We start from the raw sequence: 24,987 nt of genomic DNA on the forward strand, positions 1-24,987 counted from the left end.
GGCTCCCTGTTCGCCATCGTCATCATGACGCGTATTGCGCCCGCGCAAAAGTCAACGCCAACGACATCATCGATTCTTCGTCGGGGCGTTTTGAGACCCCACCAAGGGAATAACCCGCCCGCACCAATGGTTCCGCAACGGCATCGGATATACATAAAACCGAGAGCGCCCGGCGCTGCTCGGAATTGGTGACCGCCGCCAGCGCATCGACAAAGCTGGTGGCCGTTCGGCGCGAAAACAACAATACCGCCGCAATGGTACCGTCGGCAATCTCACTTACAATGTCGTTCGGCAATGCTGCCACCGCCACCATCTCATAGACCGGCACTGTAACCACTTCGACCCCGACCGCCGCCACGATTCCGGCCAGATCACCCGACAATGCCTGCCCAGCGGGATAGAACACCGGCCCGGTCAGGTTTGCATCAACCAACGCATCAACCAGTTCGACAAATCCTCCTGCGGCGCTGATTACCTTGGCGCATCCCATCCCGACGGCCACCTGCGCCGTACGGTCGCCGACCGCATAGACCGGCAAATGCCGGAATTGATCGAAAACGCCGCGCTCGTCAAGCGCGCGCAGGGCATTGCTGCTCGAAACGGCCATCGCCACAAATTGGCCCGCGCCTGGCAGGTCGGTATCCAGCACCTGTTTGCGCAGCAATGGCGCAGCGACCGCTTCAATATCGAGCATTTTCAGCCGACGCAAAGTGCCCAGCCCGTCGGCCTCCGGTCGGGTCACCAGCATTTTCATGGCGCGGACGCCCATTGGGCAACAAAGGCGGTGCCAGCACTTTGCAACAATCGCTGCCCGAGCGCTGCCCCCAGCGTTTCGGCGGCGTCAACCGGCCCCGATGCTTGTGCAGCGAAATGCTGCTGGCCATCCAGACTCAATATTTCGCCACGCAACTCGATCTGATCATTTTCAAGCTGCGACCAGGCCCCGACCGGCGTGCGACACGAACCGTCCAGCACCGCCAGCATGGCGCGCTCAGCAATAATGGCACTATGGGTAGGCGCGTGGTTGAGTGGCGCGATCAGATCCTGCGCCTTGGCGTCACCGTGTCGCGTAGCGATTCCGATAGCGCCCTGCGCCGGTGCTGGCATGAAATTTTCGACATCCAGAATAGCGGTGATTCGATCCATTTTTTCCAGCCTGTTCAAACCCGAAACAGCCAGCATTGTTGCATCTGCGACCCCATCGGCCAACTTTTGCAGTCTGGTATCGACATTGCCGCGAAATGGTACGATCTCAAGATCAGGTCGCAGTCTCAACACCTGCGCCGCGCGGCGAATCGAGGACGTCCCGAATTTTGCCCCTCGGGGCAACTCCTGCACTGTCCTGAAACGCAACGATATAAAGGCATCGCGCGCATCTTCACGCTCCAGATAGACCGGCATGACAATGCCCTCGGGCAGAACCGTCGCCACATCCTTGGAACTATGCACGGCAATATCTATCTGCCCACCCAGCATCGCCGCGTCGATTTCCTTGGTGAACAGCCCCTTGCCGCCAATTTCCGATAGGCTCGCATTGGATTTTTGCGAGCGATCGCCGCCGGTCGAAATAGGCAATACCGCAATTTCGGTCTCGCTCAACCCGTGATGCTGACGCAACAGCTTTGCCACGAGCCTCGCCTGCATCATGGCCAGCGGTGAGCCGCGGGTGCCGATTCGAACAAGAGGGACAAGTGATTGCAATATGGTCATATCCTATAGTAGGCAAAGGCTCCCCAAAGGGAGTAGACCAGATCGTCGTGACCGGGCAAGCGCAAGCTACCATATTGGGTATCGAGACCAGCTGCGACGAAACCGCCGCCGCCATTATCGTGCGCGATCACAATGGCGTGGGCACCATCATTGCCAATGTCGTGCGCAGCCAGTTCGACGAACACGCAGCCTTTGGCGGTGTGGTGCCTGAACTGGCGGCACGCGCTCATGTCAGTTTTCTCGACTACATCATTGCCCAGGCCTGTCGCGAGGCCGATATGGCGCTTGCTGATGTCGATGCCATTGCCGCCACGGCCGGCCCCGGCCTGATCGGGGGCGTGCTTGTCGGGCTCACCACCGCCAAGGCGCTGGCCGCCGCGCTCGACAAACCCCTGTTGGCCATCAATCATCTTGAAGCCCACGCGCTAACCGCACGCCTGACCGACAATGTCGCCTTTCCATACCTTATGCTGCTGGTTTCGGGCGGGCACAGCCAATTTGTTCTGGTGCGCGGCGTCGGCGATTATCAGCGCTGGGGCACAACCATTGACGATGCGCTCGGGGAGGCCTTCGACAAGGTCGCCAAAATGCTCAGTCTCGGTGTGCCAGGCGGTCCAGCTGTGGAAGCCATTGCAAAAATGGGCGATCCAAAACGCTTTCGCTTTCCGCGCCCGCTACTGCGCGAAGCCCGACTCGATTTTTCGTTTTCCGGGCTCAAGACTGCCGTGCGCCTGCAAGCCGAGGCCATTGCCCCGCTTAACCAGCAAGATATTGCCGATATTGCCGCCAGTTTTCAGGCCGCTGTGGCCGAAGTGGTCGGCACGCGGGCCCGTGACGCGCTGCGGCAGTTTGCCATTGACCTGCCCGAACAACATCCTACTCTGGTAGTCGCTGGTGGCGTTGCGGCCAATCGCACCATTGGCGCAGCACTTCAGTCAGCCGCCGACGAGGCTGGCGCCACCTTGATCGTGCCGCCCATCGCCCTGTGCACTGACAATGGCGCCATGGTAGCCTGGGCGGGGGCTGAACGCCTTGCCCTTGGGGCCGCCGATGGCTTGGATTTCACCGCCAGGGCCCGATGGCCACTGGACGCGCCAGACATGCAGGTGATCCGCCATGAAACTTGACAATGTCTGCGTGATTGGCGCCGGTGCATGGGGTACCGCCCTGGCCCAGGCCGCCGCCATGGCCGGGCGCGATGTCACCCTCGTGGTGCGAACCGACCAACAGGCACGCGAAATCAACGATCACCATACCAACCGCCGCGCCTTGGGCGCGCAGACACTGTCCACCAAAATTACCGCCCAACCCAGCCCCAGCGCCGCCGACTGCTTTATTCTGGCGGTGCCCGCCCAATCCAGCCGCACGGCGCTGGGCGAGATTGCCCCGGCACTGCTGGCGGACAAGCCGGTCATGCTCTCGGCCAAAGGTCTCGAAACCGGTACGCTGCAACGCCAGAGCGAAATATTGGCCGACATGGCGCCGGATGCCATTCCGTTTGTACTGTCGGGCCCCAGTTTTGCCGCCGATGTCGCCGCGGGTCGCCCGACGGCTGTTACCCTGGCGGGTGATGATGCCGATTTGACGTCGGCGTTGGCGGGGGCGCTGGCTGGCCCCAGTTTTCGTCCCTATGCCGCAGATGATCGCATCGGCGTTGAACTGGCCGGGGCGCTCAAGAATATATATGCGCTGGCGTGCGGTGCGGTTGAGGGCGCTGAACTGGGCGCGTCGGCCCGTTCCGCGCTTCTGGCACGGGCCTATGCTGAAATGGCGCGCATGGTCGTCGCCATGGGCGGGTCGGCAACCACCTTGACCGGTCTTGCCGGGCTCGGAGATTTGACCCTGTCCTGCTCCTCGCCGCAATCGCGCAACTATCAGTTCGGCATGGCATTGGGACGCGGCCAGAAGGTCCAGGCAATATTGGCGGGCGATGCAAAGCTGGCCGAAGGTGTCGCCACGACCCCAGTTGCCAGAGCCCTGGCCCGTGATCTGGGCGTCGATGCCCCCCTGATAATTGCCGTCGACCAATTGCTCGACGGCCACGCCGACATTACCACCATCGTCGCAGGCCTCATGGCCCGACCGCTCAAACGCGAGGAATAATAATGCTTTACGCCATTATCGCCCGGGACAAACCCAATAATGTCGACCGTCGCAAGGCGCTCCGGCCAACCCATCTCGAGCATCTGAAATCCGCTGGCGACCAGATTGTCTGTGCTGGAGCGCTCTACGATGAATCCGATCAGCCAAGCGGTAGTCTCGTGGTCATCGAAGCCGCCGATCTTGGCGCGGCCAAGGCGCTCGCAGCCGCCGATCCCTTTGTAACCGAAGGCGTTTTTGACTCGTACGAGGTCATTCGCTGGAACTGGGCCATCAACAACCCCACTGGGCGAGGTCAATAATGGCCTATTGGTTGCTCAAGTCAGAGCCCAACGTATTCTCCTTTGAGGACATGCAGGCCAAGACCCGCAGGGGCGAGACCGAGGAATGGGACGGCGTGCGCAATTACGCCGCCAGAAATTTCATGCGGGCCATGAAAATCGGCGATGAAGCCTTTTTCTACCACTCAAATGTCGGCAAGGAGATCGTGGGTATCGTGCGTATCGCTGCGCTTGCTCATCCCGATAGCACCGCCGAGCCTAAAGGACGGCAAGGTGGTGTGGGAATGCGTTGATATTGAAGCGGTCAAACCCATACCCAAACCCGTGACGCTGGCCACGATCAAAGATACTGAAAGCCTTGCCGAAATGGCACTGGTCAAGCTCTCACGGCTATCGGTGTCCCCGGTCACGCCAAAGGAATGGCGGATCATTTGCAAGATGGGTGGGCTCTGAAACCGTTTGTTGGACGGGTTTTCGTCATAATGTGAGGTCGGCGTCGGGGGACGCCAATGCGAGGGGGTAAAGATGTTTTTGCATTTTTCAGTGAACTGGCTGGCTATCATTCTGGCCGTAGTCGCCAGCATGGCGCTGGGCATGGGCTGGTATATGGCCTTGTCCCGGCAATGGCTCGAGGCCCTGGGCAAAAAGCCCGAGGACATCAATTCGGCCGACCCCAGCCCCTATGTCTGGTCGGTCGCGGTGCAACTGGTCATGGCCTATTTTCTGGCGGTCCTGATCCCGGCATTGACCGGGGCCATCAACCCCACGAACGGGGCGTTGGTTGGCGCCCAGCTTTGGGTCGGATTTGTCGTCACCGCCATGATCCTCAACCATCGCTATCAGGGCGCCAATTGGTCGCTGACCTTTATTGATGCCGGCTATCTGCTCGGCGTTCTGGTAGTGCAGGGCGTGGTGATCGGTCTGTTTGGCTAGGGATCGACCACAATCGGGGGCACATGCGTCGGCTCGGCGGGCGGCGCATATTTGTTCAGCACCCGAAGCTGGGCCAGCGAAAAGATGATGGTGATGGGCATGACGCCCCATACCTTGAACGCCACCCACACATCAGTGGAAAAATTGCGCCACAAAATTTCATTGATGATGGCAAGTACAAAAAAGAACAGCCCCCAGCGCAACGTCAGAATATACCAGCCGCGCGGCATCAGTTTATAGACGTCGCCAAACACATATTTGAGTAGCGACTGCTTGAAGATCAGGCCGCCCAACAGCACCGAGCCGAACAGGCAATTGGTGATCGTCGGCTTGATCTTGATAAAAGTATCATCCTGCAGCCAGAGCGTCAGGCCGCCAAACACCAGCACAACAACGCCGGTAACCAACGGCATGATCGCGATCTTTTTAAGGATCATCCAGCTTAGCGCCAGCGATACAACCATGGCGCCCATAAACCAGGCGGTTGCAGTAAAAATCTCAAAGCGCGCATTGACGATGAAGAACACCACCAGCGGGCCAAGCTCCAATATGAGCTTGATCGCCTGCGGACGCAATTCGCTCCAATTCACCTCTGGTTCGGCATTCTCGACTTTGTTCTCTTGGCTCATAAAATCCAACTCTTTGCCATGTGCCCCCAAAAGGCCGCTCAGCGCCCTCCTACAAGCCGAACATGGTTCAATTTAGGTGCCCGGTTCGGGCGTACCAGCAATCGCCTGGGCAAAATCGGCGGCCGCGAACGGTTCAAGATCTGCCACGCCTTCGCCCACGCCGATAAAATGCACCGGCAGGCCGAACTGTCGCGCAATCGCCACCAGAATGCCACCCCGCGCCGTACCATCGAGCCTTGGTCATCACCAATCCGGTGACCCCGGCCCGCTTGCCAAAGATTTCCACCTGCTTGAGCGCATTCTGCCCGGTTGTCGCATCCAGCGTCAAAAGGGTTGCATGCGGGGCGCTGGGATCGACCTTCTTGATGACGCGAATGATCTTTTCGAGTTCATTCATCAATTCATCGCGATTTTGCAGCCGCCCCGCCGTATCGATGATCAATACATCGCGCCCTTCGGTCCTGGCACGTGTTACCGCGTCAAAGGCCAGTCCGGATGCATCGGACCCGGCCGCCTTGCTGACAACCGGCGCATTGGTGCGTTGCCCCCAGATCTGCAATTGCTCAATGGCGGCGGCCCGGAACGTGTCGCCCGCCGCCAGCATCACCGACTTGCCGTCGGCGCTGAGCTTTTGCGCCAATTTGCCAATCGTTGTGGTCTTGCCCGAACCATTGACCCCGATCATCAGGATGACAAAGGGTTTTTGGCTGGTATCAATCACCAGCGGCAGAGCCACCGGGGTCAACACTTTTTCAACTTCAGCAGCCAGTACGGCCCGTACGTCCTCGCTCGACACATCCCGGTCAAACCGGTCCCGTCGCAGCGTTTCAGTAATCGCAACCGCTGTATCGACGCCAAGATCGGCCTGAATCAACACATCTTCAAGATCATCAAGCGTTTCCGCATCGAGTTTCTTCTTGGTAAAAACCCCGGTAATCGAGCCGGTCAACTGATCCGAGGAACGCCGCAATCCGGTGGTCAGTCGCGAAAACCAGCCCCGCTTGGGCGCCGGCGTCAAGATCTCGGGCGGGGTGGCTAAAACCGGGTCCGGATCGGTCGCCAGAACCTCGGGATCGCCAGCCTCAACATCTTCAATATAATCGGGCGTAGCCTCGGGTGGCCCCGCCGTGCCGCGATCCGGCTCCAGAGGCGTTTCGGGCGCTGCCTCTTGGGCGTCGGGCACCAAATTTTCCGGCGTTTCAGGAACGGGCGCTTCTTCAGGCGTCCCGAACAGGCGTTTGAAAAATCCCGGTTTCTTGCTTTGATTCATGCAGCATCCTTGATGGGCTCACCGACCAGACTATCGGTCGAGACTGCCGTTATTCGCACGGGCAATATCTGGCCCGACAGCGTGCCGGGAACGACCACCGGCACAAATTGTTCGGTTCGGCCCAGCCCGTCGCGCTCGATCAATACGCTTTCCACCAGACCGACCCGCGACGCACAGAGTTTTGCAAACTGTTCAGCCCCCAGCGCCCGCAATTGAGCCGCCCGCTGCCGCGCCACGCTTTTTGCCACCGGTGGCATCCGCGCCGCTGGCGTGCCTTCGCGCGGCGAATAGGGGAAAACGTGCAGATAGGTCAGGTCAGCTTCGCTGACAAACTGCAAACTGTTGGCAAACATCTCATCGGTTTCGGTGGGGAAACCGGCAATGATATCGGCGCCAAACACCATATCGGGTCTTAACGCCCGCAATTTGGCAACGATCCCCAGCGCATCCTCGCGGCTATGCCGCCGCTTCATCCGCTTGAGGATCAGATCATCCCCCGACTGCAGCGACAAATGCAGATGCGGCATCAGACGCCGATCGCTGGCCACCGCCTCATAAAGCGCTGGATCGGCCTCGATGGAATCAATCGAGGAGATGCGCAACCGCCGGAGATCCGGCGCGTGCCGCAGGATTGACTGCACCAGCTTGCCAAGGCTCGGGGTTCCCGGCAGGTCACCACCATAGGAGGTAATATCGACCCCGGTCAGCACCACTTCGCCATAGCCGTTGCCGACGAGTTTCTTGATCTGATCGACCATCAGCCCCATCGGCACCGAACGCGACGGGCCGCGACCGAACGGAATGATGCAGAAGGTGCAGCGATGGTCGCACCCGTTCTGCACCTGCACAAACGCGCGTGCCCTGCCGTCCATGCCCTCGATCAGATGCCCGGCGGTTTCACGCACGCTCATGATGTCGTTGACCTGGACCTTGTCATTGAGCGGCGTGCCGAAAACCATCGGCGCATAGCTTTTCGCCTCCAGCTTGTCGGCATTGCCAATCACCAAATCGACTTCGGCCATATCGCCAAAAGTGCGCGCCTCGGTCTGGGCGGCGCAGCCGGTAACGATGATCCGGCGCTCGGGATTGTCACGCTTGGCTTTGCGCACCGCCTGCTTGGCCTGTCGAACGGCCTCGGCGGTCACAGCGCAGGTGTTGATGATGATCGCATTCTCAAGGCCGGCCTTTGCGGCTTCGAGTTTCATCACCTCGCCCTCATAGGCGTTCAAACGGCAACCAAATGTTAGCGTTTCGACACTCATTTGGTCGCATCCGCTAACGCGCGCGACCATTCTCCGGTGGCGGGATCGACTGTGCCAGACCATTCCAGTTCGGCCGGCCCGGTCATGACCACATGATCATTGTCGCGCCAATCGATATGCAGATCGCCACCCGGCACCGTTACCGTGACCTGACGGCCGGTCCGGCGGGTTCGGAAGCCATTGACCGCCGCCGCGCACGCGCCTGTGCCGCAAGCCCGCGTCAGCCCCGCCCCGCGCTCCCACGTCCGCAGGATCATGGCGTCATTGGCAGTCACTTGGGCAATTGAAATATTGGCGCGTTCGGGAAAGATCGGATGATTTTCCAGCATCGGCCCGAACCGGTCGAGCGCATAATGCCAAACATCATCCTTGACCCAGAAAATAGCATGCGGATTACCCATCGAGGCCACCGAAGGCGAATGCAGCACCGGCGCGTCGATCGGGCCGATCTGCAATTCGATCTTGCGGGTGTCGGCAAATTCCTCAGCCAAGGGAATGTCTTGCCACCCAAAGCGCGGCACGCCCATATCAACCGAAATCAGTCCGTCCTCATGCTCATCAGCCGTCAAAATCCCCGCAACGGTTTCAAACAGGAAGCTGGTCTGGCCACTCTGCGCTGCGAGTGCCTGCACCACACACCGCATGCCATTGCCACAGGCCTGGGCCGAGGAACCATCAGAATTGATGATCTCGATATAATTGGCCGTGCCCGGTGTTCTGGGATCGTGAATGGCCATGATCTGGTCGAACCGGGTGGCCTCGTCGCCATTGAGCGCCACCGCCGCAGCCGGACGTACCCGACCCGGACGGCCGCGCATATCGGCAACGATGATCTGGTTGCCCAAACCGTTCATCTTGGCAAACGGAATGCCGCTCACTCTGGCCTCGCTCAAACTGCTGCATCGCTCTTTTGAAAGCCTATATGGCCGAACCCGCGCCAAATTGCCAGAGCACCGCACGCCAACAACCCGCATGGCGCCTGCCATTGCAGCCAATAGGTAAGGGATTGTAAGGACTTCGCGCTTCATGTCCCCTTAACCAGCATCGCAGGTCCGAGGCGCATTCCACCCGGTTTTGCGTTACGTTAGCCAGATTGAACAATTGTCTCGATTGCACCTGCGTGGAGTCCGATCTCATGAACATGAATTTGATGACCAACCAGATCCTTACCGACTGGCAACCCCACCACGCGTCCCTGTTCGGCAATCATTCCCTGGCGCTGGCCCATAATCTGGCGGCGTCGAGCCTGTTTACCGATGAGGCGCTGGCGCGCCTGATCGAGAATAGCCCCCGCGAAGCCTATCACGTCAACTATTCGCAAAAAACTCCCGGCAATCCCCCGAAGCGCCGCGAAGGCGAAATCAAGAATCTGTCTGGCCTTGAAGTGCTCGACACGGTACGCAACGGCAATATCTGGGTCAATCTGACGGCCCCCGGCACGGTCGATAGCGCCTATACCGACCTACTTAACGCCATCTATGCCGAGTTTGAGGAACGCGTACCCGGTTTCAAGAGCCTACAAGCGCAACCTGACCATCCTGATTTCCTCGCCCAATGTGTCGGTCAAATATCATTCCGACGTGCCCGGCCAGAGCCTTTGGCAGGTGCGCGGCACCAAAAAGCTCTATGTCTACCCCGCCTCAAAGCCCTTCATCTCCCAACCCGCCCTGGAAAAATTGATCCTGGGGCAGTTGCGCGAAACCGACATGCCCTACGAGCCCTGGTATGACGATTACGCCGAGGTGCACATGCTCGAAGCGGGAAAGATGCTGCACTGGCCGCTCAATGGGCCGCACCGCGTGGTCAATGAAAACATGCTCAATGTCAGCTTTACCACCGAGCACTGGACCGACGAGTTGCGCAAGCACTATGCGGTCAATTATGCGAACGGCTTCATGCGGGGACGAACCGGCTTCAACAAGCTGTCGCAGCAGACTACGGGCCTGAGCTATTACGCCAAGCCTCGCGCTGGCCGGAATGGTAAAATTCAGCCCGCTCAACCCGCAAAAAAAGAAGGTCTACACCGTCGACTTCCAGGTAGACCCCAAAACGCCTGAAGGTGTGCGCGATATTGATGCCTATACCTTCGGCAAATGAGCGATATGAGCGCTGTTTTTCCTGAGGAGCCTCAATCTTGATGTCGCGCGCGTGAGTGATAAACCGCTCCCCGCCACTCAGTTGCGCGCGAGCATTGTCCAGACGCGCCTTGAGTTTGACGCCCTGGCCCCGTCATGGACAGCGCTCGAGCGTGGAAACCCATCGGCTATAATGTTTCAGAGCCACGCCTGGGCCAAGGCGATCTTTGATTTTGAAACGGCGCGCGGCAACAAGCACTTTGATCCGGTCATTATTTGCCTTTATGAGCGCGGTGATCTCAAGGCTATCCTGCCGCTCGAGCGGGTACGCCGAACCGGCCGGACGGTGTTGACCAGCATTGGCCATGGCTTCGCCCAATATGGCGATATGCTGCTGGCGCCCGGCATCGACCCACAAATGGCGATGCGCAAACTGCTCAAGGCCGCTGCCAAAGCTGCGCCCTGTGATGCAATAACCCTGCTAAAGGTGCGGGCTGACAGCGCAATGGCCAAGGGCATGCCCGCCGACCGTCTGGTTACGGGCACCAAACAGGGCGCCCCCTATGTGCGCCTTGAAAATTTTCCTGACTTTGCCAGCTATTTCGCAACCATCAAAACCAAGACGCGCAAGAATATGCGCAATGACCGCAATCGACTTGAGCGCCATGGTCCGGTGACCCATCAGGTTGCCAAGACTGCGGAACAGACCCGCAGCATCATCGAACGCACCATGCAGGGGCGCGCGGACCGACTAAAGCAGCAGGGATTGACCTCCCGCGCCTTTGGCGACAGTGCCTTTTTCGATTTCTGCCGGGGCCTGCCTGACAAATCTGATCTTGAACTGATGGCCATGTCGCTGAGCCACAAGGGTGAGCCGATTGCCGAGCAATGGGGCTTTGTACACAATCGACGCTATTACGCTTTCATTGCCAGTCGCGATTTTGCCAATGCCGAAAGTCCCGGCAAATTGCAACTGGGAGAGATCATCGAAGTGTGCGCTGCACGTGGACTCGTCGGGGCCGATCTGATGGTGCCCGTCATGCCCTACAAATTGACCTGGGCCACTGACGTGATCGATGTGACCGACTATGCCCTGCCCTTGACGCTACGTGGCCGCCTGATCCTGACGCTCTGGGACCAGAAACTGCGCCCCCTGGCCAAGGCAATGGTCATGGCCATGCCGAGCAGTGCCCGAGGCGTTGTGATGAAATTGCTTGGCAAGAGCTAGTTTGGCGCTGTTTTTCAACCGCGCGCGAATAATTGACTCCCCATCCATCCCACACTATAAGCGCGACGACTTAACTTGAGTGCCGACAACCGAGCCACTGGTTTCCCTCCGAGGGAAACGGTCACCACCCGCCAGCGCGTTGCGCCCACGGGTGCTTTTTGGGTTTGGCGTTCAAGCACCATATCTCCTGGCAGAGCCAGCGAGAAAAGGGATGCGATATGTTCGATAGCTTAAGCGACCGCTTAGGAAAAATATTTGACGGTCTGCGCGGCCGGGGCGCGCTAAGCGAGGCCGATGTCGATGCCGCGCTGCGCGAAATTCGCCGGGCGTTGATTGAAGCCGACGTGTCGCTTGAAGTCGTGCGCGCCTTCATGGAGCAGGTGCGCGAACGCGCTATTGGCGCCGAGGTCACCCGCTCGGTTACCCCCGGCCAGCAAGTGGTCAAGATCGTCCACGACCAGCTCGAAAGCGTTCTGGGCGACGCCGCGGTGCCCATTGATCTCAATGCCGTTGCCCCGGTAACCATTTTGATGGTCGGCCTGCAAGGCTCAGGCAAGACCACGACGACCGCCAAGATTGCCAAGCGCTTCAAGGAAAAGCAGAACAAGAAGGTTCTCCTGGCCTCGCTTGATACCCGCCGCCCGGCTGCGATGGAGCAATTGAGGGTGCTGGGCGAGCAGGTCGATGTGGCCACGCTGCCGATCATTGCCGATGAAACCCCGGTCCAGATTGCCAAGCGCGCCGCCCGCGAAGGCAAGCTGGGCGGCTATGATATTCTCATTCTCGATACGGCGGGTCGCACTCATATCGATGAAGAATTGATGGCAGAGACTGCCGAGATCAAATCGGTCGCCAGCCCCCATGAGGTGCTGCTGGTCGTTGATGCGTTGACGGGTCAGGATGCCGTCAATCTGGCGCGATCGTTTGACAGTCGCGTTGATATTACCGGTATCGTTCTGACCCGCGTTGATGGCGATGGTCGTGGCGGTGCGGCTTTGTCGATGCGCGCCGCCACCGGCAAGCCGATCAAGCTGATTGGTGTCGGCGAAAAGATGGATGCGCTTGAGGATTTTCATCCCTCCCGCATTGCCGACCGTATCCTGGGCATGGGCGACATTGTTTCGCTGGTCGAAAAGGCCGCCGAGAATGTTTCGGCCGAAGACGCCCAGAAAATGGCGAAGAAGGCTCAAAAGGGCTCTTTCGATCTCGAAGATCTGCGCGGCCAGTTGCAGCAGATGAAAAAAATGGGCGGCATGGGCGGCCTGATGGCCATGATGCCCGGTGTCGGCCAGATGAAAAAAGCCATGGCTGGCGCCAATGTCGATGAAAAAGTCTTTGATCGTCAGATCGCCATCATCGGTTCGATGACCAGGAAGGAACGGGCTCAACCTGACGTGCTCAATGCCAGCCGCCGCAAGCGTATTGCCGCTGGTGCGGGGGTTGAAGTTTCCGACATCAACAAGCTGATCAAGCAGCACCGCCAGATGGCGGACATGATGAAAAAAGTCTCCAAGGGCGGCATGGGCTCGCTGGCCGGTATGTTTGGCGGCAAGATGGGTGGGATGATGGGCGGTATGCCCGACATGTCCAAGATGGACCCCAAACAGCTTGAAGCCATGGCCCGTCAGGCCGGCATCGATCCCAAGCAACTTCAGCAGGGCATGGGTAACGAGCCGCAATTGAGTGAAAAACTGCCCAGCGATGTTGGCTCATTGCTGAAATCCGGCTCCGGTCTGCCCGGCCTCGGTGGCGCTCCCCGTTTCCCAGGCCTGCCGGGCCTGGGCAAGAAGAAATAACCCCAATCCAGATCAACCATTCAGCTTTTACAAGGAACTTAAAATGGCTCTCAAGATTCGTCTGTCGCGCGGTGGCACCAAGAAGCGCCCATTCTACCATATCGTTATTGCTGACGCCCGTTCGCCCCGCGACGGTCGCTTCATCGAACGGCTGGGTTCGTTCAATCCGCTATTGGCCAAGGACGACGAAAACCGCATCATCCTTGACGCCGAACGCGCCAAGCACTGGATTGACGTTGGCGCACAGCCAACCGACCGGGTGCTGCGTTTCCTTGACGCCGCCGGAATCGCCAAGCGCGAGCCCCGCAACAATCCCGAAGCTGGCAAGCCAGGCGCCAAGGCAACCGAGCGCGCCGAAGCCAAGGCGCAGGCTGAGACTGATCGCAAGGCGGCTGCAGAAGAAGCCAAGAACGCACCTGCACCTGAAGCACCTGCACCTGAAGCTCCAGCCGCTGACGAAGCTGCCGCCGAATAAGGCGCAGACAACCTGCTCAGAGCCCCCTCACCTGCGTGTTGGGGCTCCGGGTCTATCGCTGACAGGGAACGTTGCCCGTCATTGCGGAGCCTGCCAATGGCTGAAAAATCAAAACTGCTGTTGATGGGCAAGATCGGCGCGGCCCATGGCATTCGTGGCCAGGTGCGCATTGCCCCGTTTACCCAATATCCTCAAGATATTGCCGCCTATGGACCACTGAGCACCAACCGGGCCGGCCTGACCATTACTATTGACGATTTGCGGGTGCAGAAAAACGTCGTGGTGGCGCGGTTGAAGGGTATTTCCAGCCGCGAGGACGCCGAAAAGCTCAATGGCGTCGAACTCTATCTTGATCGCGCCCTGTTGCCTGACCATGGCGATGAGGACGATTTCTACCACGCCGATCTGATCGGGCTGGAAGCGCGGATCGAGGACGGCACGGTCATCGGCGAAGTCATCGCCCTGCCCAATTTTGGTGCCGGCGACCTCATTGAAATTCGCGATCCCCGCAGCGGCGATACCTATCTCTATCCCTTCACCAAGGCCGTGGTGCCCCATATCCGCATCGAGGATGGCTTTGTTACCATTGTCGTGCCCACCGATGCGGAACCCGGCGAAGAAGAACCCGATTGAGCCTTTTCAGCTGATATCATCACCCTGTTTCCCGAACTGTTCCCCGGCCCGCTGGGGGCTTCGGTTCTGGGGCGGGGTCTGAACGATGGACTATGGTCGTTGCGCGCCAGCCAATTGCGTGATTTTGCCCATGACAAGCACCGTACTGTTGATGATACGCCCTCGGGTGGCGGCGCTGGCATGGTGCTCAAACCCGACATTCTGGCCAGCGCCATCGACACCATCGCGCCGCCAGACGACAGGCGCGCCCGCATTTTGATGTCGCCGCGCGGCACCCCGTTGACGCAGGCAAAAGCGCGGGCACTGGCTCAGGGTCCAGGAATCGTCATTGTTTGCGGTCGGTTTGAGGGCGTTGATCAACGCGTAATCGAGGCACGAAATCTCGAGGAAATTTCAATTGGCGACTATGTGCTCGCCGGCGGCGAAACCGCTGCCATGGTGCTGCTCGAAGCCATCGTTCGGCTGATCCCGGGCGTCTTGGGGGCACCCGAGAGCCATGCCGACGAAAGTTTTGAAAACGGCCTGCTCGAATATCCCCAATATACCCGCCCGCAAAACTTTGAAGGCGCGGAGATACCGGAAATCCTGACCTCGGGCGATCACGGAAAAATTGCTAAATGGCGGCGCCAGCAGAGCGAAAAGATCACACGCGACCGCCGACCCGACCTGCTCGAATAATCTTAGCGTGGGGCTATGGCTGCGGGGTCGAAAAACATCGCCAGCTTGAAATTTTCCGCCACCCGCTGCGCCTTGAACAGGAATAGCTGACCTGTCTGGGGCCCGCACACTTCAATGGCCGCCGCCTCGAACAATGCCAGCCAGCGATCGAAATCCTCTGGCACCACTTCGGATCGAAGTGCCATGTGCTTGGGCATCGGGCGACCCTTGTAGCGCCCGCTGGTGAGCATCAGCGAGGACCAGAAGCCGAACATGATCTGCAGATGCGGTTCCCAGTCTTCCCCGATATGGCGGGCAAAGATCGGCCCCAGAACGTTGTCCTGGCGGACGCGCGCGTAAAAAAGCCGCACCAGCTTTTCAATCATCACCTCGGTAATCGGCTGTGCGCCGGCATCGTCATGGTCTAGGGTTTGCATGGCCCTACTATAACGCCAAGCCTGTGGCTTGGGCACCATCCAGCTTGTCGCAGGGCGCCGTCGCGACAAATCGCGCAAAAAGCCATGGACTCAGGGCGATTTTTGCCCTATAGCGCGGCCACTAAAGTGCTGCTGGGATATTACCCGGCGCGAAGACGACCAAACTCCGTGTAACCAAGACCGGGCGATCGGAACCAGATGGTTTCGAATTAACGCTCCTTTGAAAAGATCAGAACGGATCAACTATGAATATCATCCAGCAGCTTGAGCAGGAGCAGGTAGAAGCTCTTACCGCCAAGCGCCAGCTTCCAGACTTTACCCATGGCGACACAGTCAAGGTCTGGGTCAAAATCCGCGAAGGTGAAAAAGAACGCCTGCAGGCCTATGAAGGCGTTGTCATTGCCTGCAATGGCGGCGGCATTACCGCCAGCTTCACCGTTCGCAAGATTTCCTATGGCGAAGGCGTGGAGCGCGTCTTCCCGCTGCATTCGCCCAATGTCGACAGCGTCGAAGTCTTGAAGCGCGGCAAGGTCCGTCGCGCCAAACTCTACTACCTGCGCGACCGTCGCGGTAAATCGGCCCGTATTTTCGAATCGACCAACTCACGCACCAAAAAGATCGAAGCCGGTGAACGCGCTGCGGCCATCGAGGCCAAGAATGCCCGCGAAGCCGAAAAGATCGCAGCCGCTGAGGCCTTTGCCGCCGAACAGGCCGCCAAGGACGCCGAAGCCGCAGCGGCGGCAGCAGCGGCACAGGCCGCCGCTGGCGAAGAGTCCAAGAGCGAATAGGCTTTTAGTCTATCGTAGAATTGAAAACCCGGTCGCAAGGCCGGGTTTTTTGTTGTCACCATAATTTCCAAAACTATCTCAAGATATATCTTGAATTGGTCGCACCCACTCACCACTTTCGATAAAGATAAATTGTGGAGCGAAAAAATGCGCAATGATGATGACGATTTCGCCGCCCAGTGGCGCCGTTTTGAGAATTTGGCGCGTAAGGGTTTTGATCGGCTGACGGGCTGGGGCGATCCCAACAGTCGGGAGGGCTTTGGCAATAATCTGCGAATGGGCCGGATGCTCGCCGCGGGCGATGTGCGGCTCGTGGCGCTCTATCTGATCGAACAGCAACCGCGCCACGGCTATGATCTGATCAAGGCGATCGAGGAGCATTCACACGGTTTTTATGCCCCCAGCCCCGGCATGATCTATCCGGCACTGACCTATCTCGAGGAAGCTGGTTATGTGACCTCGCAGAGCGAAGCCAACAAGAAACTCTATACCATCACTGATCCCGGCCGCGCCCATCTGGCAGAGAATCGCGACGCCATCGCCACCACCCTGGGCTTTCTGGCCAAGGCGGGTGAACGTATGAACCAGTTTCGCGACATGGCCAACCGGGACTGGAAATTCGGCAAGGACGATGCCGATGCGCACCGATCCCGGCACCCCGGACCCGACCGCGATATCAAGGATGTATTGCCCGAACTCAACGAGGCGCGCCGTGCCCTCAAGGTGGCCATAGCCGAAGCCGTGAACCACGGCGAGACGGCACAGCGTGAAGCCGCGCGCATCATGAAAAAAGCCGCTGACAAGATCGTCAAGGCAACCAAGAGCGATATCGATCTCTAGAAAAAACCCCTCGCCAAGGCGGGGGTTTTGGTTTAAACACCATCCAGCCGCACTAACATGTTAGTCGCAAAGGAATGTGCCTTGAACCAGATTTCCGCCATCACGCCCGATCGTCACGCCGCAGGCTTGCGCGTGGCTGCGCGACTCAAGGACATTGTTGCGGCCAACAAACTGATGACCGACCCACTCATGACCTATGCCTGGTCGGGCGATGCCAGTTCCTACCGGCTGATCCCTGCTGTTGTTGCCATCATTGATACCGAAGATCAGGTGCGCGCCGTGATGCAGGCGGCACGCGCCGAAGGCCTGCCGTTGACCTTTCGTGCGGCAGGCACCTCGCTGTCGGGTCAGGCGGTAACCGACGGCGTCTTGGCGGTTCTCGGCGATGGTTGGCGCAAGATGAAAATTCTTGACGGTGGCGAACAGATTGTTCTGGGACCTGCCATCATCGTAGCCAATGCCAACGCCGCCCTAAAGCCGTTTAATCGCAAGATCGGCCCCGATCCTGCCAGTCAGGCGACCTGCAAAATTGGTGGCGTGGTCAATAACAATTCCTCGGGCATGTGCTGTGGCGTCGCCCAAAACACCTATCACACCATGGCCCGACTGCGGATCATCCTGACCGACGGCACCCTGCTCGATTCAGGCGACAATGATTCACGTGAAGCATTTCGCGCCAAGCGCACCGACCTGCTCGACCAACTCCACGCGCTGCACCATCAGGTCATGAACGATGCCGAACTGGTGGCGCTGATCCAGAAAAAATACAGCATCAAGAACACGGTGGGCTATTCGCTCAACGCGCTGATCGATTTTCACGATCCGCTCGATATTCTCATTCACCTGATCGTTGGTTCAGAGGGCACGCTCGGCTTTGTTTCCGAGGTGACCTACAACACCGTTCCCGAACATCCGTTCAAATCGACGGCGCTTGTGCCCTTCCCCGATCCGCACTCCTGCGCCCGCGCCATATCAACCCTTGCCAATGGCGGCGTGCATGTGACCACCGGGGTCACCGCTGCCGAATATATCGAGCGGCGCGCGCTGGAAACGGTCATTCACCTTCCTGCCATGCAGCCACTGGTGCCGTTTCTGGATGAAAACTCCCCCGCGGTGTTGATCGATGTAACGGCGCCCGACGCTGAAACACTGGCCCTCGAAGTTGCCAAGGCCGAAACGATCCTGGCCGGTGAAGGCGCCACAACAATTGATTTTTCGACCGACGAGGCCCGCTCCCATGCTCTGTGGGATATTCGCAAGGGCTTTTTCGCCTCGGCTGGCGCCGCCCGCCCCAAGGGCACATCGATGCTGACCGAAGATGTGGCCGCGCCAATCGACAGGCTGGCGGATTTTGTTATCGATCTACGCCAATTACTCGATGAGCACGATTATGAAGACGCGGTGATTTTTGGCCATGCGCTGGCGGGCAATCTGCATTTTCAGATGGGAGACAATTTCTCGCTTCCGGGTTCTGCAGCAAAGTTCGACAGGTTTTCCAAGGCGCTTTCAGACCTGGTATCGATTCAATATGGTGGTTCGCTCAAGGCCGAGCATGGCACCGGCCGCGCCATCGCCCCCTTCGTCGAGGCTGAATGGGGACCGACCGCCTATGCCCTGATGCATCAGATAAAATCCCTGTTTGATCCCGAAGGGCTACTCAATCCCGGCGTGCTGCTCAACCATGACCCCGATATCCACATCAAGAATCTCAAGCTGATGCCGCTGGCCGATCCGCTGGTCGATCTGTGCATCGAATGCGGCTTTTGTGAACCGGCCTGTCCCAGCCATCAAATGACCCTGTCGCCGCGCCAGCGCATCGCGGTGACCCGCGAACGCGCCCGCCTGCGCGATAGTGGCGAAGATCCCGAACTGCTGGCGCGATTGGATGAAGATTTCCAATATCCGGGCCTTGATACCTGCGCCGCCTGTAATCTGTGTTCCCTTCGCTGCCCGGTTGGGATCGAAACGGGCACCATGATCATGGGACAACGCGCCGAACGGCGCGGTGGCTTGGCCAAATCCGTCGCCCATTTCGCCGCTGGCCATACCGGCATGATAGAAACGGCAATGCGGGGTGGCGTTGCCTTGGCCGATCTTGGCCAATCGATTCTTGGCACGGCAGCGATGGAAACCGTTACCGATGCCACCCGGAAGGCCACCGGACGGCGGCTACCGCGTATTTCGCCCCAGCTTGATGCGGGCCCCGGCGCGCCCAAGGCACCCACCCAAATCTCACGCGAGGATCCCCGCGCCACCGGCTTTCCAGTGCCGATTGCCCGGCAGGATCGCAAGAAAATCGTCTACTTTCCCGCCTGCCCAACCCGCATGTTCGGCGCCGCCAAGACCGATTTGGATTTGCTGGCTGCCCCGCAAGCCATGCTGGCACTGCTGGACCGAGCCTGGATTTGACGTTGTCATGCCCGATCATCTCAACGGTCGGTGTTGCGGTCAGCCCTTTGTATCCAAGGGATTTCCACAAGAAGGCGAACGTGTCGGCAATCAATTGGTCAAGGCCTTGTCGAACCTGTCGGGGGAGGATGCCCTGCCGGTGCTGACCGACGCATCGACCTGCGCCAAGCATCTCGCCGATTTGCCCGGCACCGCCACAATTGTCGATAGCGCTCAGTTCCTGGCCGACACGCTTCTGCCGCGCTTGACCATAACCAATCCGCTGCCCGCACTGGCGGTGCATCACAATTGCTCGGCCCAGCGCCTCAAGGAACAACCGGCGACCGAAGCGGTTGCCCGTGCCTGTGCTACCGCGATTGCCGTGCTCTCTTCGGTTACCTGCTGCGGCTATGCCGGGGACAAAGGACTGTTCACCCCCGAGTTGAACAAGCATGCGACGCGCTTTGCCAAGAACGACATTCCACCAGACTGCCGGATCGGGATATCGACAGTATCGACCTGCGCCTCAGGTCTTTCCGAACACGCTGGTATTCCGTTTGTCGCCCTAGCCAGTATTTTGGAATATGTCAGCCGCCCCTGACCCACGCACCGAAAAGCCTTGTCGGCACACGATGCTAGCGGCTAGGAAGCCCCATGAGCACCATTGTCACTATTCAAAGCCTCGGCCAACGGGCCGAGGGCGTCGCCGAGATCGACGGCAAGCGTATTTTCGTACCGCGCGCCCTGCCCGGCGAGCGGGTTGAAATCGAGCACGATGGTGACCGCGCAGACCTGTTGGCCATCGAAAACGCCAGCCCGGCGCGGATAGCGCCATTCTGCCCGCATTTCGAACAATGTGGTGGCTGTCAGACACAGCATATGGACACCGGCAGCTATCAGGCATTCAAGTCCTCTCTGATCGAAACACCGTTGCAATTTGCCGGGATCCAGACCCCGGTCAGCCGTTTTGTTGACGCCGGGGGCGACGGTCGGCGGCGGGCTACGCTTCATGCCCGACGCGAAGGATCGGGCTATATGCGTGCCCGCAGCCATCAGGTTGAGCCAATTGAGCATTGCCCCATACTGGTGCCGGCTCTGGCGCGTGCCCCGGCCATGACCAGCGCCGTCTACCAGGCGATTGGTGAAGCCGATGTCAGTTTTACCGCGACGCTGACCGGCCTCGACGTTGCGGTGCGCACCGGAAAAAAGCGCGCCAACGCCAAAGCTCTTGAGCCGTTGGTCGCAAGGTTTCGTTTGGCGCGGCTAACGTTGAATGGTGAAATGGTGCTGCAGACCCAACCGCCTGCCGTCCGCATGGGACTGGCGACCGTCGAACTGCCCAGTGGCAGTTTTTTGCAGGCCACAAAAGCGGCAGAGAATTTTCTGGCCGAGTATGTAATTGAAGCACTCAAAGGCGCCAAAAACGCTGCTGATCTGTTTTGTGGCGTTGGCCCCTTTGCGTTTCGCCTGGCGCAATCGAGTAAGGTCTTTGCCGCCGACAGCGACGACGCTGCAATCAAGGCGCTGGACCAGGCACGACGGCTGACCCGTGGCCTCAAACAGCTTACCGCGCAGCGGCGTGATCTGTTCCGCGAGGAAATGACCCGATTTGAACTGGTCGATTTTGATGCCGTGGTACTGGATCCGCCTCGTGCTGGTGCCGCCAACCAGGTCCGCGAACTGGCCGCGTCCAAGGTTAAGACCATTGTCATGATTGCCTGTGACCCCAAGACCTTTGCCCGTGACGCCGCAACACTGATCGGCGGCGGCTATAAGCTCGACAATCTGGTGGCGGTTGACCAGTTCGTGCACTCGACCCATATCGAGATTGCCGCAACCTTCCGTCGCTAACAGCGGTTGGTACTCGGCACACCCACAACAACTCGGTTGCCCAAAGTCGTGGCATGAGCGCTTGGCCAACCGGCTAGGCGCCGGGCGGTTGGAAGCTGGCTTGAATGGCCGGTTCGACACGGGATATGAGTCTCTTGCCGCGACAGGGCCACCAAGGGCGGTAGTTTCAAAATATATCGCCCTAACGCGATACCAAGAAGCTGGCTTGAAATCAGTGCCGCCGTCAATTCGAGGTTTTCACGCCGCACAACCGGCTTGAGTGCTGGCAGAACCTGCGCCGCAAATATCTGGCGCATTTTTTGGGCAGCAATCTCATTGGATGCCGCCGACCGTAGGAGAACGGGGAAACCCGAGGCGCCGCTATCCTGCTCCCATATCGCGCAAAAATGCGTTGCCAGTGCCCGACCGAGTATCTGGTGCGCTACTGTGCTGAGATCAGGCAAGTGAAGATCAAACTGTGCCGCTTCGGCAAACAGGCTGTCTTTGCTGCCGAAATATCGGATTATCAGGGCTGGATCGCATCCAGCGCCAGCGGCGATGTCACGAACCGTCACGCGATCATAGCCGGCATCGCTGAACTGTTCGCGAGCCGTCTCGATGATGCGCTCTCGGGTTTTTGCGGCTTTGCTCAATGATCCGCCTCGGATGCCGGTTTGTATCCTGCCATTTGTCAACGATCGTTGACAAATGCAAGCCCCTACATTATTCAACACCTGTTGATATTCGGTGGCGACATGGACTCCAAACTTGTATCCGCACTGACAATTCTGACCAGCCTCGTCACGATCATTGTGGTCTGCCAGGTTCTGGCAGGCCCGGGACCCGCACTCGCTATTGGCGTGAGCGGCGCGGTCGCGTTTGTGCTCTGGTTATGGAGTGGCGGGCTGGAAAAAGGCGAGATCAACACCGTCCTGACGCGTTATCTCCTGCTGCCGGCGAGCCTTTGTCACTCTGCAGGCCGCCCGCTATGAAAGCGGTTGGCTTGAGCAGTGGCTGACCCGACTTCCCGGCGCCTTCAACCCGTCCTTCCAACTGACCGACACCAGCTGGTTTATCCTGTTTGTGTGTGCGCCCGCAGTGCTAATGCTTCTTGGTGCCCATCAATTGGCACGTCAGCGCCGGGTCGGTGTCTATCTCGCATGGTGGGCCGTGCTATATGCCGCCGCCGATGGTTGTTTTGAACTCTTGCGTGGCGGATCAGGGTCGTTTGGCCCTGCCCGGCTGCTCGCCGGTGTCCTGGCGGTGGCGCTGGTTGTTGTTGCGGCGCTAACCGCCCAGCGGCTGCTTGCCAAACGGGCCGCAACAATTGCCATGCCGCCACCAATGAGCCCGCGACGGCGCCTGTTGTGGGCGGTTTTATTCGCGGCAATCGGTGTCATATACGGCGCGACATTGTTGAGCCAGGGCGGTCCAGTGCCCGTTATCGTAATCATCGGCTCGATGATTGGCGGCATGATCGGTTGGTTGAAAACAACGTCGCGCGCGCCCGCCGATCCTGCACATGCCTTGCCTCTGTTTGCATTGATGCTGGCGCTTTTCTACGTCCATGTCGGCGAGGAGACCCTGACCAATTTCAGCGGCATGATCGCGACTATCACCGGCGTCGACTGGAACAATCACGATTTCATGCAACTGATCACGCTGTCAGGACCAATTGTCTGGTTTTTCGCTGCCTGGAGCCTGTGGATGCGCCAGCCCCTTGGCAACTTTGTCTTCTGGTTTCTGATCGTCGGCATGATCTTGGGCGAGCCGACGCATATTCTGGTTTTCCCAGTCATCGCCATGGCAAAATTCGGTATCGGCTATGAATATTTCTCCGGCATGTACACATCCCTGTTTCCGATGATCCCGGCCATCCTGGCACTGGTTATGATCATCAGGGATCATCGCCAGTCCAAGGTCGCAGGCCCCGCTTGATGCGTCTGGCGACCACCATCGCCCTGTCGATCATGGCAGTGCCCGCCCAGGCGCACGGTTTTGGCGGGTCAGGCTGGCTGCACCCTCTTACCGGACCTGATCACATGCTGGCCATGATCGCCGTGGGTGCCTGGAGCGCTCAGATGGGCGGGCGGGCGCTGTGGACCGTTCCGTCGGCTTTTCTCTTGTCGATGGCGGCCGGCGGCGCGCTTGGTTTTGCCGGGCTGAACCTGCCGGGAACCGAGATTGGCATCGCGCTCTCGGTCTTGTTGCTGGGTACTGTCGTCTTGTTCGCATGGTCCGCCGGTTGGCCGGTCGCCGCCATCGCGACACTGATATTCGGGTTTTCACACGGCATGGCCCACGGCGTGGAAATTCATACCCATGACAATCCGCTATTGTATGAACTGGGCTTCCTGACCACGACCGCAGGCCTGCATGTGGTCGGACTGGTCGGCGGACTATTGCTGCTCGAAAGCTCACGGGGCGCGATGTTTTTGCGCGGACTCGGTGCCTGCACAGTCGTTGCCGGCATCTATTTTGCAGCGTCTGGGCTCTAGTGCCGACCCCCGCGCAACAGGGGTGGCGAGCCTTTCACAAAGAGTGCAATATTCATTCAAAGTTTGGTCATAATGCGTAACCGAGAGGAATTTCCATGCCCCGCATTTCCGTCATTGGCGCCACCGCGCTAACACTCATCGCGCTCGCGCTGCCCGCCGCCGTCGGCGCCTATGCCCAAGATGCGAGCATCTCGGGATCGACGCTGGTGGTCTATACGCCGAACGAAGAAGGGATGCTGGATAGCCTCATTCCCGTGTTCGAAAGTGATACGGGCGTCACGGTCCAGTTGATCACCGCAGGCACCGGCGAACTCTACCAGCGCATTCGCAGCGAGGCCGGAAACCCGCAGGGCGACATCATGTTCGGTGGCGGTGCAGCACAGGCCAACGCCAACCTTGAGCTTTGGGCAGAATATGTTTCGCCCGAGGATGGTGCCATGGTTGAGGCCGGCAAGAACACGACCGGTTTCTTTACGCCCTACCAGGCAGACGGTTCGAACCTGTTGATCAACACCGATGCGGCAGCCGCAGCGGGCGTCACAATCGGCAGCTACGCCGATCTGCTCAATCCCGCACTCAAGGGCAAGATTGCATTTGGCGATCCGACCGCCTCCTCATCGGCATTCGCGCAGCTGACCAACATGCTCAAGGCCGTTGGCGGGGACTATGAGTCTGATGCATCCTGGGGCTATGTGAGTGCATTGGTTGCCCAGCTCGACGGCATCACCATCGGCTCGTCGAGCCAGGTGGCAAAGGATGTCGCCGCTGGCGAATATATTGTCGGGCTCACCTACGAACCACTTTCCCAAAACTTTGTACTGAGCGGCGCGCCGGTTGAAATCGTCTACCCCAAGGAAGGCGCTGCCTTCCTGCCAGCCACGATTCAGGTCATCAAGGACGGTCCCAATCCGGCGGCCGCGCACGCCTTCATTGATTTCGTGATTTCCGAAGAAGGGCAGACCATCATCGCGGAAAAGACCGCGGGGCGTCCCCTACGTGACGGCATTACCAAGCCGGGCCTGCCAGCGCTTGCAGACATCCCCACCGTCCAGGAAGATGGCGCCTATGTATCGGCCCATCGCGATGAAATCGTCGCCAAATATTCCTCGATCCTTGAGGCCCAGTTTTGAGGTTCGATTTGACTGATGCAGGAGCAA

28 protein-coding genes and 2 pseudogenes are annotated in these 24,987 nt (G+C 59.1%); 22 read left to right on the forward strand and 8 right to left on the reverse strand.

Annotation, left to right across the window (positions count from 1 at the left end; all coding sequences use genetic code 11):
* Positions 1 to 22: 22 nt before the first annotated feature.
* Positions 23 to 754 carry a uroporphyrinogen-III synthase gene (locus PSQ19_RS13410; protein ID WP_282218143.1) on the reverse strand — a complete coding sequence of 244 codons (732 nt, stop codon included), beginning with the start codon at positions 752 to 754 and terminating at the stop codon, positions 23 to 25.
* Entirely contained in the window at positions 751 to 1,710 is a 960-nt protein-coding gene (gene hemC / locus PSQ19_RS13415; RefSeq protein WP_282218144.1) for a hydroxymethylbilane synthase, read from the reverse strand. The genes PSQ19_RS13410 and hemC overlap by 4 nt, the downstream gene beginning before the upstream one ends.
* Positions 1,711 to 1,757: 47 nt before the next feature.
* Between hemC and tsaD the strand changes: the two genes are divergently transcribed.
* The 5 genes and pseudogenes from tsaD to PSQ19_RS13440 all read left to right on the forward strand — a co-directional run bounded on the left by tsaD (position 1,758) and on the right by PSQ19_RS13440 (position 5,024).
* Positions 1,758 to 2,837: a tRNA (adenosine(37)-N6)-threonylcarbamoyltransferase complex transferase subunit TsaD gene (gene tsaD / locus PSQ19_RS13420; RefSeq protein WP_282218145.1), complete on the forward strand. Its 1,080-nt coding sequence runs from the start codon at positions 1,758 to 1,760 to the stop codon at positions 2,835 to 2,837.
* Entirely contained in the window at positions 2,827 to 3,813 is a 987-nt protein-coding gene (locus PSQ19_RS13425) for an NAD(P)H-dependent glycerol-3-phosphate dehydrogenase (protein WP_282218146.1), read from the forward strand. Before tsaD ends, PSQ19_RS13425 begins: the two co-directional genes overlap by 11 nt.
* A 2-nt stretch (positions 3,814 to 3,815) precedes the next feature.
* The gene (locus tag PSQ19_RS13430; protein ID WP_282218147.1) at positions 3,816 to 4,112 is read left to right on the forward strand and encodes a YciI family protein; all 297 of its coding nucleotides are present in this window, start codon (positions 3,816 to 3,818) and stop codon (positions 4,110 to 4,112) included.
* A pseudogene (locus PSQ19_RS13435) lies at positions 4,112 to 4,544 on the forward strand (EVE domain-containing protein). Before PSQ19_RS13430 ends, PSQ19_RS13435 begins: the two are co-directional and overlap by 1 nt.
* A 90-nt stretch (positions 4,545 to 4,634) precedes the next feature.
* Positions 4,635 to 5,024 (forward strand): DUF1761 domain-containing protein, encoded by a 390-nt coding sequence (locus tag PSQ19_RS13440; RefSeq protein WP_282218148.1) that lies wholly within the window; start codon positions 4,635 to 4,637, stop codon positions 5,022 to 5,024.
* Here the strand turns inward: PSQ19_RS13440 and PSQ19_RS13445 are convergent.
* The 4 genes and pseudogenes from PSQ19_RS13445 to dapF form a co-directional block, all read right to left on the reverse strand.
* Positions 5,021 to 5,653: a septation protein A gene (locus PSQ19_RS13445; protein WP_282218149.1), complete on the reverse strand. Its 633-nt coding sequence runs from the start codon at positions 5,651 to 5,653 to the stop codon at positions 5,021 to 5,023. The genes PSQ19_RS13440 and PSQ19_RS13445 overlap by 4 nt on opposite strands.
* A gap of 72 nt (positions 5,654 to 5,725) precedes the next feature.
* A pseudogene (gene ftsY / locus PSQ19_RS13450) lies at positions 5,726 to 6,923 on the reverse strand (signal recognition particle-docking protein FtsY).
* Complete coding sequence (gene mtaB / locus PSQ19_RS13455; protein ID WP_282218150.1) at positions 6,920 to 8,185, reverse strand: tRNA (N(6)-L-threonylcarbamoyladenosine(37)-C(2))-methylthiotransferase MtaB; 1,266 nt, start codon at positions 8,183 to 8,185, stop codon at positions 6,920 to 6,922. The pseudogene ftsY and the gene mtaB overlap by 4 nt, the downstream one beginning before the upstream one ends.
* Complete coding sequence (dapF, locus tag PSQ19_RS13460) at positions 8,182 to 9,039, reverse strand: diaminopimelate epimerase (protein WP_282220704.1); 858 nt, start codon at positions 9,037 to 9,039, stop codon at positions 8,182 to 8,184. Before dapF ends, mtaB begins: the two co-directional genes overlap by 4 nt.
* Before the next feature lie 13 nt (positions 9,040 to 9,052).
* Here dapF and PSQ19_RS13465 point away from each other — a divergent pair, with 13 nt between their 5' ends.
* The 8 genes from PSQ19_RS13465 (at position 9,053) to trmD (ending at position 15,070) form a co-directional block, all read left to right on the forward strand.
* Positions 9,053 to 9,187: a hypothetical protein gene (locus PSQ19_RS13465; protein ID WP_282218151.1), complete on the forward strand. Its 135-nt coding sequence runs from the start codon at positions 9,053 to 9,055 to the stop codon at positions 9,185 to 9,187.
* A 133-nt stretch (positions 9,188 to 9,320) separates the two neighbouring features.
* Positions 9,321 to 9,914 (forward strand): hypothetical protein, encoded by a 594-nt coding sequence (locus PSQ19_RS13470; RefSeq protein WP_282218152.1) that lies wholly within the window; start codon positions 9,321 to 9,323, stop codon positions 9,912 to 9,914.
* Positions 9,892 to 10,242, forward strand: coding sequence for a hypothetical protein (locus PSQ19_RS13475; RefSeq protein WP_282218153.1), 351 nt, complete (start codon positions 9,892 to 9,894; stop codon positions 10,240 to 10,242). The genes PSQ19_RS13470 and PSQ19_RS13475 overlap by 23 nt, the downstream gene beginning before the upstream one ends.
* A gap of 91 nt (positions 10,243 to 10,333) precedes the next feature.
* Complete coding sequence (locus PSQ19_RS13480; RefSeq protein ID WP_282218154.1) at positions 10,334 to 11,488, forward strand: GNAT family N-acetyltransferase; 1,155 nt, start codon at positions 10,334 to 10,336, stop codon at positions 11,486 to 11,488.
* A 218-nt stretch (positions 11,489 to 11,706) separates the two neighbouring features.
* Complete coding sequence (gene ffh / locus PSQ19_RS13485) at positions 11,707 to 13,284, forward strand: signal recognition particle protein (protein ID WP_282218155.1); 1,578 nt, start codon at positions 11,707 to 11,709, stop codon at positions 13,282 to 13,284.
* A gap of 43 nt (positions 13,285 to 13,327) precedes the next feature.
* Positions 13,328 to 13,759, forward strand: coding sequence for a 30S ribosomal protein S16 (rpsP, locus tag PSQ19_RS13490; RefSeq protein WP_282218156.1), 432 nt, complete (start codon positions 13,328 to 13,330; stop codon positions 13,757 to 13,759).
* Between the two features lie 96 nt (positions 13,760 to 13,855).
* A complete protein-coding gene (rimM, locus tag PSQ19_RS13495) occupies positions 13,856 to 14,392 on the forward strand; it encodes a ribosome maturation factor RimM (protein WP_282218157.1) in 537 nt (178 codons plus the stop codon).
* A gap of 15 nt (positions 14,393 to 14,407) precedes the next feature.
* Positions 14,408 to 15,070 (forward strand): tRNA (guanosine(37)-N1)-methyltransferase TrmD, encoded by a 663-nt coding sequence (trmD, locus tag PSQ19_RS13500; protein ID WP_282220705.1) that lies wholly within the window; start codon positions 14,408 to 14,410, stop codon positions 15,068 to 15,070.
* A 2-nt stretch (positions 15,071 to 15,072) separates the two neighbouring features.
* Here the strand turns inward: trmD and PSQ19_RS13505 are convergent, their stop codons facing one another.
* On the reverse strand, positions 15,073 to 15,486 hold the full coding sequence (locus tag PSQ19_RS13505) for a group III truncated hemoglobin (protein WP_282218158.1): 414 nt from the start codon (positions 15,484 to 15,486) through the stop codon (positions 15,073 to 15,075).
* Positions 15,487 to 15,731: 245 nt separating this feature from the next.
* Here PSQ19_RS13505 and rplS point away from each other — a divergent pair, with 245 nt between their 5' ends.
* The 5 genes from rplS to PSQ19_RS13530 all read left to right on the forward strand — a co-directional run bounded on the left by rplS (position 15,732) and on the right by PSQ19_RS13530 (position 21,353).
* Positions 15,732 to 16,274, forward strand: coding sequence for a 50S ribosomal protein L19 (rplS, locus tag PSQ19_RS13510; protein WP_282218159.1), 543 nt, complete (start codon positions 15,732 to 15,734; stop codon positions 16,272 to 16,274).
* A gap of 147 nt (positions 16,275 to 16,421) precedes the next feature.
* Positions 16,422 to 17,114 (forward strand): PadR family transcriptional regulator, encoded by a 693-nt coding sequence (locus tag PSQ19_RS13515; RefSeq protein WP_282218160.1) that lies wholly within the window; start codon positions 16,422 to 16,424, stop codon positions 17,112 to 17,114.
* 81 nt (positions 17,115 to 17,195) lie between these two features.
* Complete coding sequence (locus tag PSQ19_RS13520; protein ID WP_282218161.1) at positions 17,196 to 19,523, forward strand: FAD-binding and (Fe-S)-binding domain-containing protein; 2,328 nt, start codon at positions 17,196 to 17,198, stop codon at positions 19,521 to 19,523.
* A gap of 7 nt (positions 19,524 to 19,530) precedes the next feature.
* Positions 19,531 to 20,103: a (Fe-S)-binding protein gene (locus PSQ19_RS13525; RefSeq protein ID WP_282218162.1), complete on the forward strand. Its 573-nt coding sequence runs from the start codon at positions 19,531 to 19,533 to the stop codon at positions 20,101 to 20,103.
* 53 nt (positions 20,104 to 20,156) lie between these two features.
* On the forward strand, positions 20,157 to 21,353 hold the full coding sequence (locus PSQ19_RS13530) for a class I SAM-dependent RNA methyltransferase (RefSeq protein WP_282218163.1): 1,197 nt from the start codon (positions 20,157 to 20,159) through the stop codon (positions 21,351 to 21,353).
* Here the strand turns inward: PSQ19_RS13530 and PSQ19_RS13535 are convergent.
* Positions 21,350 to 21,985, reverse strand: a complete 636-nt coding sequence (locus tag PSQ19_RS13535; protein ID WP_282218164.1) for a TetR/AcrR family transcriptional regulator — start codon at positions 21,983 to 21,985, stop codon at positions 21,350 to 21,352. The two genes, PSQ19_RS13530 and PSQ19_RS13535, sit on opposite strands and share 4 nt — an antisense overlap.
* A 102-nt stretch (positions 21,986 to 22,087) precedes the next feature.
* Between PSQ19_RS13535 and PSQ19_RS13540 the strand changes: the two genes are divergently transcribed.
* From PSQ19_RS13540 to PSQ19_RS13555, 4 genes are all read left to right on the forward strand, one after another.
* Positions 22,088 to 22,324: a hypothetical protein gene (locus PSQ19_RS13540; protein WP_282218165.1), complete on the forward strand. Its 237-nt coding sequence runs from the start codon at positions 22,088 to 22,090 to the stop codon at positions 22,322 to 22,324.
* A gap of 112 nt (positions 22,325 to 22,436) precedes the next feature.
* Positions 22,437 to 23,270: a hypothetical protein gene (locus PSQ19_RS13545; protein ID WP_282218166.1), complete on the forward strand. Its 834-nt coding sequence runs from the start codon at positions 22,437 to 22,439 to the stop codon at positions 23,268 to 23,270.
* A complete protein-coding gene (locus PSQ19_RS13550) occupies positions 23,270 to 23,830 on the forward strand; it encodes a HupE/UreJ family protein (protein WP_282218167.1) in 561 nt (186 codons plus the stop codon). The genes PSQ19_RS13545 and PSQ19_RS13550 overlap by 1 nt, the downstream gene beginning before the upstream one ends.
* A gap of 95 nt (positions 23,831 to 23,925) precedes the next feature.
* Positions 23,926 to 24,960, forward strand: coding sequence for an extracellular solute-binding protein (locus PSQ19_RS13555; RefSeq protein WP_282218168.1), 1,035 nt, complete (start codon positions 23,926 to 23,928; stop codon positions 24,958 to 24,960).
* Positions 24,961 to 24,987: the final 27 nt, after the last annotated feature.

Source organism: Devosia algicola (assembly GCF_028816455.1).
Classification (GTDB): domain Bacteria; phylum Pseudomonadota; class Alphaproteobacteria; order Rhizobiales; family Devosiaceae; genus Devosia; species Devosia algicola.